General features: G+C 66.7%; 11 protein-coding genes. 8 read left to right on the top strand and 3 right to left on the bottom strand.

The genetic code is table 11. The features are described 5' to 3' along the window. Positions 1 to 79: 79 nt before the first annotated feature. On the bottom strand, positions 80 to 802 hold the full coding sequence (locus H4W27_RS06480) for a maleate cis-trans isomerase family protein (protein ID WP_225939026.1): 723 nt from the start codon (positions 800 to 802) through the stop codon (positions 80 to 82). A 117-nt stretch (positions 803 to 919) separates the two neighbouring features. On the opposite strand from H4W27_RS06480, the gene H4W27_RS06475 reads away from it, so the two are divergent. From H4W27_RS06475 to rpsA, 4 genes are all read left to right on the top strand, one after another. Continuing rightward, complete coding sequence (locus tag H4W27_RS06475) at positions 920 to 1,432, top strand: DUF3830 family protein (protein WP_192595207.1); 513 nt, start codon at positions 920 to 922, stop codon at positions 1,430 to 1,432. A 217-nt stretch (positions 1,433 to 1,649) separates the two neighbouring features. Then, positions 1,650 to 2,504, top strand: a complete 855-nt coding sequence (locus tag H4W27_RS06470) for a maleate cis-trans isomerase family protein (protein ID WP_192595206.1) — start codon at positions 1,650 to 1,652, stop codon at positions 2,502 to 2,504. Between the two features lie 68 nt (positions 2,505 to 2,572). Continuing rightward, the gene (locus H4W27_RS06465) at positions 2,573 to 4,012 is read left to right on the top strand and encodes a GNAT family N-acetyltransferase (RefSeq protein WP_192595205.1); all 1,440 of its coding nucleotides are present in this window, start codon (positions 2,573 to 2,575) and stop codon (positions 4,010 to 4,012) included. Positions 4,013 to 4,278: 266 nt separating this feature from the next. Continuing rightward, the gene (gene rpsA, locus H4W27_RS06460; protein WP_192595204.1) at positions 4,279 to 5,793 is read left to right on the top strand and encodes a 30S ribosomal protein S1; all 1,515 of its coding nucleotides are present in this window, start codon (positions 4,279 to 4,281) and stop codon (positions 5,791 to 5,793) included. A gap of 172 nt (positions 5,794 to 5,965) precedes the next feature. Here rpsA and H4W27_RS06455 read toward each other — a convergent pair whose 3' ends face one another. Continuing rightward, the gene (locus tag H4W27_RS06455) at positions 5,966 to 7,201 is read right to left on the bottom strand and encodes a class I SAM-dependent methyltransferase (protein WP_192595203.1); all 1,236 of its coding nucleotides are present in this window, start codon (positions 7,199 to 7,201) and stop codon (positions 5,966 to 5,968) included. A gap of 253 nt (positions 7,202 to 7,454) precedes the next feature. Between H4W27_RS06455 and H4W27_RS06450 the strand changes: the two genes are divergently transcribed. After that, positions 7,455 to 9,242 carry a BCCT family transporter gene (locus tag H4W27_RS06450; RefSeq protein ID WP_192596471.1) on the top strand — a complete coding sequence of 596 codons (1,788 nt, stop codon included), beginning with the start codon at positions 7,455 to 7,457 and terminating at the stop codon, positions 9,240 to 9,242. Here H4W27_RS06450 and H4W27_RS06445 read toward each other — a convergent pair whose 3' ends face one another. After that, positions 9,243 to 10,181 (bottom strand): EamA family transporter, encoded by a 939-nt coding sequence (locus H4W27_RS06445; RefSeq protein WP_192595202.1) that lies wholly within the window; start codon positions 10,179 to 10,181, stop codon positions 9,243 to 9,245. Between the two features lie 71 nt (positions 10,182 to 10,252). Here H4W27_RS06445 and H4W27_RS06440 point away from each other — a divergent pair, with 71 nt between their 5' ends. From H4W27_RS06440 to uvrB, 3 genes are read left to right on the top strand one after another with little or no spacing between them, the layout of a single operon-like run. Continuing rightward, positions 10,253 to 11,179 (top strand): LysR family transcriptional regulator, encoded by a 927-nt coding sequence (locus H4W27_RS06440; RefSeq protein WP_192595201.1) that lies wholly within the window; start codon positions 10,253 to 10,255, stop codon positions 11,177 to 11,179. Positions 11,180 to 11,189: 10 nt separating this feature from the next. Continuing rightward, complete coding sequence (gene coaE / locus H4W27_RS06435; RefSeq protein ID WP_225939025.1) at positions 11,190 to 11,804, top strand: dephospho-CoA kinase; 615 nt, start codon at positions 11,190 to 11,192, stop codon at positions 11,802 to 11,804. 9 nt (positions 11,805 to 11,813) lie between these two features. Beyond that, a complete protein-coding gene (gene uvrB, locus H4W27_RS06430; protein ID WP_192595200.1) occupies positions 11,814 to 13,979 on the top strand; it encodes an excinuclease ABC subunit UvrB in 2,166 nt (721 codons plus the stop codon). Positions 13,980 to 14,115 lie beyond the last annotated feature (136 nt).

Below are 14,115 nucleotides of genomic sequence, written 5' to 3'. Positions count from 1 at the left end.
CGCGCACTGAGATAGGCCGCGCAGTGAGATTGGCCCGCGCAGTGACAGTGGCCGCGCAGTGACACAGGCGTGCGCCTGCTCAGCGGCTGAACAGGGCCCCGAGCCCCTCGACGCGAGCAGGGTGGCCGGCCAGCCGGAGCCCCAGCCAGGCAGTGACCTGGTTGGCCGTGAGCACGGGCACGCCCCGGGCCTCTTCGAGGCGGGGCAGCACGGCGATCGTGTGCAGTGCAGTGTCCGGAATCAGGAGGCACTGAGCGTCGGCCAGATCGGCGGCGCGGGCGGTCTCGAGCACCCACTCGGCGTCCAACATGCCCGCGTCCTCACCGCTGGGCACGTCGTAGGTGGACAGCGCGGTCACCGTGATCCCGTCCTGTTCGAGGAACTGCACGAAGTGTGAGGCGACGTCCTCGGGATAGGTCGCGGCCACCGCGACCCTGCTCAGTCCCAGGTGGTGCACCGCCTCGGCGAAGGCCAGCGAGGTGGAGGAGGACGGGACGCCGGCGGCCTGCTCGATCCATCCGGCCTGCTCCCGGCAGCCATCCCGGCCATAGACGAAGCTTCCCGAGGTGCATGCCCACATCGCCGCGCCGGGGGAGAGCTCGCGGGCCTTCTCTGCGGCCGGCACCAGGTTCTTCTGGGATCCCAGGGCCAGCAGCGCGTCGACATCGTGCTCGGTGCTGCCCTCCCAGGTATGGATCACCCGGAAAGAGGTGTTCGGAATGAGCTGCTCGAGGGCGGGGAACTCGTCCTCCGCGCTGTATCCGGGGTAGAGGATGGCGAGGGTGTGCATGGGGGTGTGCATGGCGATAGCGGCCCCTCTCGTGGCGTTGTCAGTCTCCGCAGAAATCTACAGGTAGATTGTAGACAATCATAGGGCGCCGTTCCGTGGTGCCTGCAATCCGCCGAATGGAGACGACTGATGGCCCGGTACCTCACCATCACCCTGGAGAAGCGCGGCGTCACCGCGAGGGCACGCCTGCTCGACGACGAGGCCCCGCGCACCGCCGAGGCCGTCTGGCAGGCTCTGCCCCAGTCCGGCCAGGTGTTCCACGGCAAGTTCGCGCGCAACGAGATCTACGCACTCGTCCCCGCCTTCGCCGCCGAGGAGCCCGGCCCCGAGAATCAGACGATCACGCCGATTCCGGGGGACCTGTGCTATTTCACGTTCGAGGGCGTGCTCGACAACCCCGCCTACGGGTACGACGCCTCCGCGGGGACCGCTGAGAACCGGCTGCTGATCGATCTGGCGGTGTTCTACGGACGCAACAACCTGCTGGTCAATGGTGACGTCGGGTGGGTTCCGGGGAATGTCTTCGCCACGATCGAGGACGGACTCAGCGAGCTTGCCGCCGCGTGCCAGGACGTCTGGATGGGCGGCGCCCGTGGGGAGACGCTGAGCTTCGCCCGCGCCGAGACGCCTGGGAGTGAGTGACTGACCTGACCGACGTGCCGACCCGTCTGAGCCCCGCTGCAGGCTGGACCCCTGCTGCAGGATCCCGGGCCGTGTTCACCTGATCGAAACCTTCGGGCGGGTGGGAGCCCCTATAGTCAGAATCTCCACCAGACTCAGTGCGGTTCAGGTGCCATGGCGCACCTCTGAGGACTGTCGTATCCGCCGTCTCAGCACCACGTGATCCAGAGGAGTGAACATGACACCGGAAGCCCAGGGCCTGCTGTCCGGCCCGCCGTCCCGCGCGGCGCTCGGCGTCGTCATGCCGTTCGACATGGAGCTTGATGCAGAGCTGTGGCGCTGGCTCCCGGCCGACGTCGACCTGTTGGTGACCCGGACGCCGTTCTTGGACGACGTCGTCACCGTGGAGTTCGCGCGGGAGGTTGCGCAGGCGAGAATCGTCACCGATGGCGTGCGCGGTGTCACAGCCGGGCGCGCGGACGTGGTCGCCTACGCCTGCACGTCCGGGAGCTTCGTGCGTGGTCGGGCAGGACAGGAAGAGCTCGTTCGCGCGATGACGGACGTCGGCGCACGTGACGCGGTGACCGCATCCGGCGCGATCGTCGAGGCTCTGGTCGCCCTCGGGATCAGGCGTGTCTCCACTGCGACGCCGTATCTTCCGTCATTGTCGCTCCTGCTGGAATCGTTCCTCAACGAGCACGGCGTCACCGTGGCCGGCAGCACTGAGCTCGGGCTCGACAGGCGCATCTGGGAGGTCCCCTACGCGCAGACCGCGGAGCTGATCCGGCAGGCCGACAGGCCCGACGCCGAGGCCATCGTGGTCAGCTGCACCAATCTTGCTACGTACGACCTCATCGCACCGCTGGAGGCTGAACTGGGGAAGCCCATCATCACCGCCAACCAGGCAACCATGTGGGCCGGGCTGCGGCGCCTGGGAAAGCTCGCGAGCGGTCAGGGGCAGTCGCTGCTGCGGATGACGGCTCAGCCTGAGCAGTGCGGTCTCCCGGCACGGCCCCCGTATTCTCCGTTCCCGCTCGTGCCGGAGCTGCTTGCCGGAAGCGCCGTTCCTGCACATGCCCTGACGGGCCGCTGAGAACCTCTCGAGGACGTCCCGCCGCGCCATCTGGCCCCCGTCTCACCGGAACGATAATGTGGTGGTTCGTGGCAGACCAACACTCACCCCAGCAGCCTGAGATCGCCCCGCTTGCAGCCGGACTCCGCAGCGAGTCCTTCCCCGCCGCCATGGACCCCGGCGGCAAGACCGTCGACGCGCAGACGGCTGCGTTCGCGCGCACCGCGCAGCAGGGCTTCTACGATCCCTGGCTCTCGGACGAGCAGATCAACCGTCTGGGCCAGGCGCTGGTCAAGGATGAGCAGATCCTCACCGGCGTCTACGTGGATCGTGACGCCGCCGCGGAGCAGTACTGGGGTGCCGCGCTGGGCGAGGTCGGCTTTGATCCGGCCCATCCGGTGGGCACCTTCGTCGACTATGACAAGACGCTCAACGCCGGCGGACCGGCCGGACCGCTGCCCGCGCGGCTGATCACCGAAGTCACCGTCAACGCGAGCTTCCGGCGCCGCGGCATCCTCAAGCACCTGATGACCTCCGCGCTCTCCCGCGCCGTGGCTGACGGCATGGCCGTGGCCGCGCTGACCGTCTCCGAGGGCGGCATCTACGGTCGGTTCGGCTTCGGCTGCGCCACCCGCGAGGCCAGCGTCCGCGTGGACCTGGGGGAGGGCAACGGTCAGGGCTTCGCGCTGCGCAGCAGGCCCGGCGGTCGTGTCATCTCCGCAGACCCGGTCAAGCTCGATGACGTCATCGACTCCAGCTTCGCCGGGTTCCACGCCCGCACGCGCGGCTCGATCGGCCGCCAGAAGACCTACCAGCTGATCAGCACCGCGCGGATGAACCCCGAGGACAACAGCGCCTGGAACCGGAAGCTGCGCGCGGCCGTGCATGTCCGCGAGGACGGCAGCATCGGCGGCTACGTCACCTACAGGCACGAGGGATGGGAGACCACGCCGGGCACCATCCGGATCTATGACCTGATCGCCGCCGATGATCAGAGCCACCTCGCGCTCTGGGGCTACATCGCCGGACTTGATCTGGTCCGCCGCGCCACGGTGGGCACCGCGCCACTCAGCGACCCGCTGCAGTCCGCACTGGTCAACCCGCGCAGCTACCAGGTGCAGAAGCTCAGCGACGTGCTCTGGGTGCGCATCCTCGACGTGGTCACAGCACTGCAGGCCCGCGCCTGGGCCGGCGACGGCGCGTTCCGCCTGGAGCTGGAGGACGCGCTGGGCATCACCGGCGGCAGCTTCAGCGTGAGAGTCGACGACGGCGCCGCCACCGTCAGCCCGGGCGCTGACGGTCCAGGATCGGCCGGCTCGGGCGGCGGCCCGGCTGCAGCAGGAACAGCGCAGGACATCCCGACGCTTCAGGTCAGCGTGGAGACCCTCGGCTCCCTCTACCTGGGCGACGTCTCAGTGCGCACGCTGCACGCCGCCGGCCGGCTCGGGACCACCACCGCGGCCGATGTGGACAGGATCTCCCGGATCATGGACCTGGCAACGCCACCCTTCTGCGCGACACATTTCTGAGCAAGTCCTCACGCAGCACTCTCGGTTGATTCACATTGGATTGCCGGTATAAACTGACCGGGCGTGTTCTGCGCACAGAGTCGTCTCCGACATCTGATGCAGGCAAAGCTCGAAAGTCCGCTCTTCGGCCTCCGTGCCGGAATCGGGACCCGACGAGTCCACCCTGTTCATCTGTCTTCTGCTCCGTGCACCAGAACGTCGCTCTGCGCGGCCACAGCCGTGCACTGACCACGCCAGCACACGATCCATATCGGAGCCCCTACTACATGACCACCACTACCACTGCCCCACAGGTCGCCGTCAATGACATCGGCACCGCAGAAGAGTTCCTCGCCGCAGTAGATGCGACTATGAAGTACTTCAACGACGGAGACCTCGTGGAGGGCACCATCGTCAAGGTCGACCGCGACGAGGTCCTCCTCGACATCGGGTACAAGACCGAAGGCGTCATCCCGTCCCGCGAGCTGTCCATCAAGCACGATGTGAACCCGGACGAAGTCGTCGCCGTCGGCGATCTGGTGGAGGCTCTGGTCCTCACCAAGGAGGACAAAGAAGGCCGCCTGATCCTCTCCAAGAAGCGGGCTCAGTACGAGCGCGCCTGGGGTGACATCGAGCGCATCAAGGAAGAGGACGGCGTCGTCTCCGGCACCGTCATCGAGGTCGTCAAGGGCGGCCTCATCCTCGACATCGGACTGCGCGGCTTCCTGCCCGCATCGCTGGTGGAGATGCGCCGGGTGCGGGACCTTGCTCCCTACATCGGTCAGGAGATCGAGGCCAAGATCATCGAGCTGGACAAGAACCGCAACAACGTGGTCCTGTCCCGCCGTGCATGGCTCGAGCAGACCCAGTCCGAGGTCCGCTCCTCCTTCCTCAACAAGCTCGAGCGCGGCCAGGTCCGCACGGGCACCGTCTCCTCGATCGTCAACTTCGGTGCGTTCGTGGACCTCGGCGGCGTCGACGGTCTGGTGCACGTCTCGGAGCTCTCCTGGAAGCACATCGATCACCCGAACGAGGTTGTCGAGGTCGGCCAGGAAGTCACCGTGGAGGTCCTCGAGGTGGACATGGATCGCGAACGCGTCTCCCTGTCCCTGAAGGCCACCCAGGAAGACCCATGGCAGACCTTCGCCCGCACTCATGCGCTGGGCCAGGTCGTCCCCGGCAAGGTCACCAAGCTGGTGCCCTTCGGCGCATTCGTCCGCGTGGAGGACGGCATCGAGGGCCTCGTGCACATCTCCGAGCTGGCAGTGCGCCACGTTGATCTCGCCGAGCAGGTCGTCTCCGTGGGCGACGAGCTCTTCGTCAAGGTCATCGACATCGATCTCGAGCGCCGCCGCATCAGCCTCTCGCTGAAGCAGGCCAACGAGGGCGTCGATCCCGAAGGCGCCGAGTTCGATCCGGCCGTCTACGGCATGGATGCTCAGTACGACGACGCCGGCAACTACCTCTACCCCGAGGGCTTCGATCCGGAGACCAACGAGTGGATGGAAGGCTACGACGAGCAGCGCTCCGTCTGGGAGGCCCAGTACGCCAAGGCCCAGGAGCGTTGGGAGGCGCACAAGAAGCAGGTCGTCGCCGCTGTCGAGGCCGACGCCGAAGCCGCCGCACAGGCGACTGTCGGTTCCAGCTCCAGCTCTTCCAGCTCGAGCAGCAGCTCCAGCAAGTCTGAGCCGGCTCCGTCGAACTACTCCTCCTCGCAGAACACCTCTTCTGAGGATGCCGGCACGCTGGCCTCCGACGAGGCGCTGGCTGCGCTGCGCGAGAAGCTCACCGGAAACGGCTGATCCTCGCCGCCGGATCGGTGTCATCACTGATCCTGCCTGAGTGACACAAGAAGGGCCGGCTCCACCTGATGGTGGAGCCGGCCCTTCTTGTCTCTGTGCCCGCCGCGGGAACGCCTGCCGCGGGAATGCCTGCCGCGTGGACGCCTCCCTGGGAAGCGTCCCGCAGGGGCGCTCAGGACGCGGTGGACACGGTCACCGTGAAGCGGGAGTCCCGGGCGAGCTGCTCGGTCGGGCCCACCTCGCGGGTCAGCACCGCGCGGTGCTTCAGATGTGAGTTGAACACGCAGTACAGCCGCCCCCCTGGTGCGAGGACCCTGGCGGCCGCCCGAATGAGCCGGTTCGCCGCCGCCGGATCCACCGCATTGCCCTGATGGAAGGGCGGATTGAGCAGGATCAGCTGCGCCGAGGAATCGGCGAAGCGCGAGAGCGCGTCATCACGCAGGGTCGTGACCCGATCCGCCACGCCGTTGGCCGCAGCTGTGAGCCTCGTGGACTGCACGGCCGAGGCTGAATGGTCGGTGGCGATCACGCGCAGCTCAGGGTGGCGCAGCGCGAGGAAGGCACTGACCGTGCCGTTCCCCGATCCAAAGTCCACGGCCTCGGCCGCGCCGGGAAACCCGGCCTGGGCCTCCGCCGTCTGCAGCATCAGCCGCGTGCCGGGATCCAGCTTCGTGCCCCCATAGGTGGCTCCCATGCTGCACAGCGTCAATTCCGTGGGGGCCGCTCCGGGCACGCTGATCTGGTGCGTCTGGGTCCGGGGCTCGACCGCCGGCACCTCGGTGCGCGGAGTCCGTGCGGTGAGGATCCGGGACTTGGAGCGGCCACGGCCGGCGGAGACATCGGTGAAGTGCTTCTCCAGCACCTGGTTCATCGAATGGTTCATGTGCTTGTCCCGGCCCGCGGCCAGCACCACGACGTCGGAGGCGGCATGCTCGCGGATGAGCCACGCCCAGTCCGCCAGCGTCTCGAGTGATCGGGGCAGATGCATCAGCACCGTGTGCACACCGGAGAACGCCGCAGGCTCCACCTCGGTGAGGCTGGGCAGCTCCTGGGGCACAGGCGCCGGAAGCTCGTAGCGTCGTGCGTTTCGCTGGAGCCCCAGCTCGGCGCCCAGCTCGTCCTGGAGGACCCGCACTGCGGAGACAGCATCCTCCACCGCCGCACAGGCGGCGCCGGGACGCCCCGCCGAGGAGATCAGGGAATCCAGGATCGGCAGCGTCAGCGCGCCGGACCGGTCGTCCAGGATCAGCACGCCGTCGCGGGGGTGTCCCTGCTCCCACCATGCTGCGGCCGTGTCGAGGAGCAGGAGGTCCACAGCCTCAGGCGGCGGACTCAGCGCCGCGAAGTCGAACTCCTGGGAAAGGCGTGAAGGCTGAACATCGGGGGTCTGCCCCGGGGGAAATGACATGAAATCAGCTTAGATGATGGGCGTCGTCGAACTTTCCTGAGCCTCGGGGGTCCTGCGCGACGGCGCTGAGCGGAATCGTTACTCGAATGGGATCAGCACCGCGGGTGAGGGTCATTGCGCGAAAAAATCTCTCGAATCGCCGAGGAATCACTTGTTCAGCCTGTTCAGCGGGTGCAATGCTTGCCAAAATTCCATAACGTAGTGACGATCATCCCGCCGGTCGGGCCTCAGCCAGACACTATGAAAGGCAATGATGCTGCTCCGCCTCCACGATTTCTTCAGGTTGAGAACCAGCCCGATCCTCTTCTTCGGATCCGCTGCCATCGTCATCGGGTTCGTCGTCCTGACCCTGCTCATGCCCACGGGGATGGGGGAGTTCTTCGGGGCCGGCTCCGGGTGGATCTACGACAACCTCGGCTGGTTCTACATCTCCGGTGTGACCATCTTCCTGATCTTCCTGATCTATAAGGCCTCGGGTCGCTTCGGCCGGATCAAGCTGGGCGCGGACGGCGACGAGCCCGAACATTCCGACATCGCCTGGTTCGGCATGCTCTTCGCCGCCGGCATCGGCACCATCCTGATGTTCTGGGCTGTGGCGGAGCCCGCCAACCACTTCGCGAACCCTCCGCGAGAAGGTCAGCTGGGCGTGGAGCCGCGCTCCATGGAGGCGGCCAATGAGGCGATGGGCTTCACCCTCTATCACTTCGGACTGCACACCTGGACGATCTTCGCGCTGCCGGGGCTGGCCTTCGCGTACTTCATCTACAAGAGGAACCTCCCCCCGCGGGTGTCCTCCATCTTCCAGCCCATGCTGGGTGACAAGATCCACGGTCCCATCGGCAAGGGCATCGACATCCTGGCCATCGTGGGCACGATCTTCGGTGTGGCCGTCTCCATCGGACTGGGCACGCTGCAGATCCATGCAGGTCTCGCCAATCTGCTCGGGATCAGCGACTCCGCGTGGAACTTCATCATGATCATCGCAGTGGTCACCGTGATCGCGACGATCTCAGCAGTGCTCGGCGTGGACAAGGGCATCAAGCGGCTCTCCAACTTCAACATCTGGACCGCTATCGCGCTGCTGCTCTTCGTGCTGATCACCGGTCCCACCGTCTTCATGCTGCGCGGCATGATCGAATGGACCGGCGTCTACGTCTCGATGCTTCCGGAGCTTGCGTTCTGGAACGACACGCTGGCGGACACGGGCTGGCAGAACGGCTGGACCATCTTCTACTGGGCCTGGACCGTGGCCTGGGCCCCCTTCGTCGGCATCTTCATCGCCCGCATCTCGCGGGGCCGCTCGGTGCGGCAGTTCGTCGCCGGCGTGCTGGGACTGCCGACCCTGTTCACCATCATCTGGTTCGGCATCTGGGGTGCAGGCGTCTTCGACATCGAGCTCAACGGGGACGGCGGTCTGGTGGACACCGTGCTGGACGACGGTGTGGAGGGCGCGCTCTTCGCCTTCCTCAACGAGTTCCCGCTGGCCACGCTGACCTCATCAATCGCGATCATGCTGGTGGGCGTCTTCTTCGTCACCTCCATGGACTCCTGCTCGCTGGTCCTGGATGACATGTGCAACGGCTATGAGGGCAAGGCCCCGCTGCACCAGCGGGCCTTCTGGACGATCGCCATCGGCACGATCGCTGCCATCCTGCTCACCGCCACCGGTGAGGGCGGGCTGGCCGCCCTGCAGAACGTCGCACTGGTCCTGGGACTGCCCTTCTTCATCCTGGGCTACTTCATGATGTACAACCTCTCCCGCGCCATGCGTGAGGACGCCGGCGAGATCGGATTCCTGCGCACACGCCGCTGGCTCAAGACGCTTCCCCCCGAGGAGTACGAGCGTCGCATGGAGGAGACGGACGAATCGCTGCAGGAGGCCGTGGTCGCCCCGGACTATCACGAGGGCACCCAGCCTGAGAATGCCCCCGACGTCGATCACGCCGACCAGCCGCCCATCGTGGAGCAGTACCGGGTGCGCACCGGTGACCTTCCCACCGTCGGTCCGGCACAGCCCGGAGGCCCGCACGTGGGACGGTGATCACCGTCCCGCACCGCTGGTGACCACAGGCTCCGCCCCCACACTGGGAGCGGGGCCTGTCGTCGTCGGTGACGGAGCGCCGCGTCGGGATGCGAAGATCACGCCACCGACCACCAGCACTCCGCCGCCCAGTTCCAGCCAGGTGGGCACCTCGCCCAGGACGAGCCACGCGGTCAGGATTCCCACCACCGGCACAAGCATGGAGAAGGGCGCGACGACGCCGGCCGGGTGCCTGCGCATCAGCCAGACCCAGATGCCGGAGCCCAGCACAGTTCCCACCACCACGGTGTAGGCGAGTCCGGCCCATGCAGGCAGGGCCGCTGCGCTCAGCGACGAGCTGAGCGAGGTCCAGATCTCCTCCGGTCCCTCGACCAGGAATGCGACGGCGAACATCGGCACCGGCGGCACCACGGCCATCCACATCACCAGTGCCATCGGCTTGTCGGTCTGCGCCTTGCGCGATGCCAGGTTGCCCAGCGCCCAGCCGAAGGCCCCCAGCAGCACCAGCAGAAACGGCGTCCAGCCGTCCACACTGCCGCGGGAGAGGCCGACCAGGGCCAGACCGGCCACGGCCACCCCTACTCCGATCGCGCGACGCGCGGTGATCTGCTCCTTCAGCAGCAGGGCGCCCAGAAGGACCGTGAACGGCGCCGAGGCCTGCAGCACCAGGGAGGCGAGGCCCGTCGGGAAGCCCGCCGCCATGCCCAGGTACAGGCCGAAGAACTGCAGCGTCCCGAATCCCAGCCCGTAGCCCAGAAGATGCTTCACCGGCACCTTGGGCCAGGGGACGAAGAGCAGCGCCGGCAGTGCCAGCAGGAGGAATCGCAGGCCCACCAGGAACAGCGGGGGGAACTGATCCAGGGAGAGCCGGATGGCGAGGAAGTTGATCCCCCACAGCAGGGCGACGAGCAGGGCGAGGAGAGTGTGGCGCATGGGCATGGAGCCATCCTGCACCGCACGGACCTTCAGGTCTACTGAATATAAATGCAGCGACGGTGTAGGTTACCTACATGGAAATTCGCCATCTCGAGCTGCTGCGTGAGATCTCCTCCAGAGGAACCCTGGCCGCTGTGGCTCGGGCCACGCACCGGACCCCCTCCGCGCTGTCCCAGCAGCTCAGGACCGCTGAGCGCGAGCTCGGCGTGAGGCTCGTAGAGCCCGCGTCGCGGGGGCTGCGGCTGACCTCGGCCGGTCAGCTGCTCGCCGAGGGCGCGGAGGAGATCGCCGGGGATCTGGCGCGCCTGCAGGCGCGACTCGACGCCAGCACCGGGGAACCTCGGGGCAGCGTTCGAGTGGGCACCCTGCCCAGCGCCGGCCAGGCGCTGCTGCCGGCTCTGCTGGGCCGGCTGGGGGGCACGGCGATCACCCTCACCGTCGACGACTTTGACATCGCCGAGGCTGACTTCGCCGCCCAGGTTCTGGACGCCGACATCGTCATCAGTCACAGTCTGACCGGCGAGGCGCCCGGGGGCGCTCACGGCCTCACCGCCACGCTGCTCGCGCGGGAGCCCATCGATGTGGTGCTGCCGCGGCATCATCCGCTCACCTCGAAGTCCCAGCTCACCCCGCGCGACCTCGTGGATCATGACTGGATCGGTGTGCCGGAGGGATACCCCTTCGACTCGATCCCAGTGGCCATCGAGCAGCTCACCGGCCGGTCGGTCCACCGAGTGCTCCGGCTCCGGGACAACCACCTCGTGGAGTCCCTGGTGGCGGCCGGGGCGGGGATCGCCCTGCTGCCTCGGTTCACCACGCGACCAGCTCCCGGGGTGACGCTCCGGCCCCTCGTGGGGGTCCGCGCGGAGCGCAGCATCATGGCGCTCAGCCGATCCGACCGTCATGAGCGTCTGGCCGTCAGGACGGTGGTCAGTCACCTGGTGGAGATCGGTGCTGGACTGACCCGTTCCGGCCGCGGTTCGGATCTCCCGGTCACCTAGACTCTCCCCCATGCAGAAGATCTACTCCGTGGGCCTCACCGGGGGCATCGCCTCAGGCAAATCAGCGGTCTCGGCCAGGCTGGCCGAACACGGAGCGCTGATCATCGACGCCGATCTGCTCGCCCGTCAGGTGCTGGAGCCGGGATCTCCGGGGCTGGACGAAGTGGTCTCGGCCTTCGGCGATGCGCTGCTCACCGAGTCAGGCGAGCTGGACCGAGCCGGGCTGGGACAGATCGTCTTCGCCGACGAGGAGGCCCGGGTCCGGCTCAACGCGATCGTCCACCCGAGGGTCCGCGCGGAGGCCTCCAGACTCCGTGCAGCCGCCCCCGAGGGATCGGTCGTGGTCGAGGACATCCCGCTGCTGGTGGAGACCGGTCAGCAGGGCCGATTCGACCTGGTCCTGGTCGTCCAGACCCCGGAGCGGCAGCGGATCGAACGGATCATGCGGGATCGGGGGGCCACCGAAGAGGAGGCTCGTTCGCGCATCGCCGCCCAGGCCACCGACGCCCAGCGGGCCGCCGCGGCAGACGTCATCCTGGACAACTCCGGCACCCTGGACGAGCTGCATCGCCAGGTGGATGAGCTGTACGAGAAACTCCAGTCTCGTGTCACAGCCCAGCAGTAGCATTGATCCATGAGTCTCGCGCAGAAGATCAACCGCACGGTCGCGCCCTTCGAAGTCATCAGCCCGTTCCAGCCCTCAGGCGACCAGCCGAAGGCGATCGAAGAGCTCGCCGAGCGGATCGAGGGCGGCGAGAAGGATGTCGTGCTGCTCGGTGCCACCGGCACCGGCAAATCAGCGACGGCGGCCTGGCTGGTCGAGCGCGTCCAGCGGCCCACGCTGATCATGGTGCAGAACAAGACGCTGGCTGCGCAGCTGGCCAATGAGTTCCGTGAGCTGCTGCCGAACAACGCCGTGGAGTACTTCGTCTCCTACTACGACTACTACCAGCCCGAGGCCTACGTCCCGCAGACGGACACCTTCATCGAGAAGGACTCCTCCGTCAACGAGGAGGTGGAGCGGCTGCGCCACTCGGCCACCAACGCGCTGCTGACCCGGCGCGACGTCGTCGTCGTGGCCACTGTCTCCTGCATCTACGGCCTGGGCACCCCCGAGGAATACATCAGACAGATGGTGGAGGTGAAGGTCGGGCAGAGCATCGAGCGCGATGAGCTGCTGCGCCGCTTCGTCGGCATGCAGTATGCCCGCAATGACACTGACTTCCACCGCGGGACCTTCCGGGTGCGCGGGGACACCGTGGAGATCATCCCGATGTATGAGGAGCTCGCCGTGCGCATCGAGTTCTTCGGCGACGAGATCGAGTCGATCTCCACCCTCCACCCGCTCACCGGAACCGTGGTGCGCGAGGAGGAAGAGATGTACATCTTCCCGGCCAGCCACTACGTGGCCGGTGACGACCGGATGGCGCAGGCGATCACCCGGATCGAGGATGAGCTGCGCGTCCGGCTCGAGGAGCTGGAGTCACAGGACAAGCTGCTCGAGGCCCAGCGGCTGCGCATGCGCACCACCTATGACCTCGAGATGATGCAGCAGATGGGTTTCTGCAACGGCATCGAGAACTACTCGCGGCATATCGACGGGCGCGGCCCCGGCTCCGCCTCGCACTGTCTGCTGGACTATTTCCCCGACGACTACCTGCTCATCGTCGATGAGTCCCATGTGACCATCCCGCAGATCGGCGGCATGTACGAAGGCGACATGTCGCGCAAACGGACCCTGGTGGATCACGGGTTCCGGCTGCCCTCCGCAATGGACAACAGGCCGCTGAAGTGGGACGAGTTCCTGGAGCGCATCGGCCAGACCGTGTACCTCTCTGCCACTCCCGGGCGCTATGAGCTCGGCCAGGCCGACGGCTACGTGGAGCAGATCATTCGTCCCACCGGTCTCGTGGATCCCGAGATCGTGGTCAAGCCCACCAAGGGCCAGATCGATGACCTCCTCGACGAGATCCGCAGCCGCACCGCGAAGAACGAGCGCGTGCTGGTGACCACGCTGACCAAGCGCATGGCGGAGGACCTCACCGAGTACATGCTGGAGAACGGCATCAAGGTGGAGTACCTGCACTCCGACGTGGACACGCTCAAGCGGATCGAGATCCTGCGCGACCTGCGCCGGGGAGTCCACGACGTGGTCGTCGGCATCAACCTGCTGCGTGAGGGCCTCGATCTGCCTGAAGTGTCCCTGGTCGCGATCCTCGACGCGGACAAGGAGGGCTTCCTGCGCTCCACCACGTCGCTGATCCAGACCATCGGACGCGCAGCCCGCAACGTCTCCGGCGAGGTGCACATGTATGCGGATCGGATCACCGATTCGATGCGTCGCGCCATCGATGAGACGGACCGTCGTCGACAGCGCCAGATCGACTACAACACGGAACACGGGATCGATCCGACTCCGCTGCAGAAGAAGATCGCCGACATCACCGACCAGCTGGCCCGCGAGGACGCCGATACGGCCGACCTGCTCCAGGGCATGGGGGGTCTTGCCACTGGATTCCAGTACGGCAAGGGCCACCGCGGCTACACCAGCTTCGACAGTGAGGAGGCCGGGGGAGCGGGCGAGGACGGCGCCGCGAGCTCCCCGACGGATGCACACAGGTCCCTCGCCGCACAGACGCCGGCCAAGGACCTCACCGATCTCATCGGTCAGCTCACGACCCAGATGCACCACGCCGCGGAGGAGCTGAACTTCGAAGTGGCTGCGAGGCTGCGTGACGAGATCGGAGAGCTGAAGAAGGAGCTTCGGCAGATGCAGAATGCCGGGCACGATCAGATGTGATTGACGGTTCCCAGTCCGGATAAATTTCATTTTTCCTTGAGGAAGAGGAGAATCGCGGCTAGGCTCAGCCCAGCACAGTAAGAGCGAGTCACAATGCCGATTTCTTTCGGCTGCGACGTTTCAGAGGGATTCGCGC

Origin of the sequence: Nesterenkonia lutea (assembly GCF_014873955.1) — a bacterium.
Classification (GTDB): domain Bacteria; phylum Actinomycetota; class Actinomycetes; order Actinomycetales; family Micrococcaceae; genus Nesterenkonia; species Nesterenkonia lutea.
The sequence above is the reverse complement of the archived record's forward strand: the minus strand, read 5'-3'. Positions and strand labels throughout refer to the sequence as shown.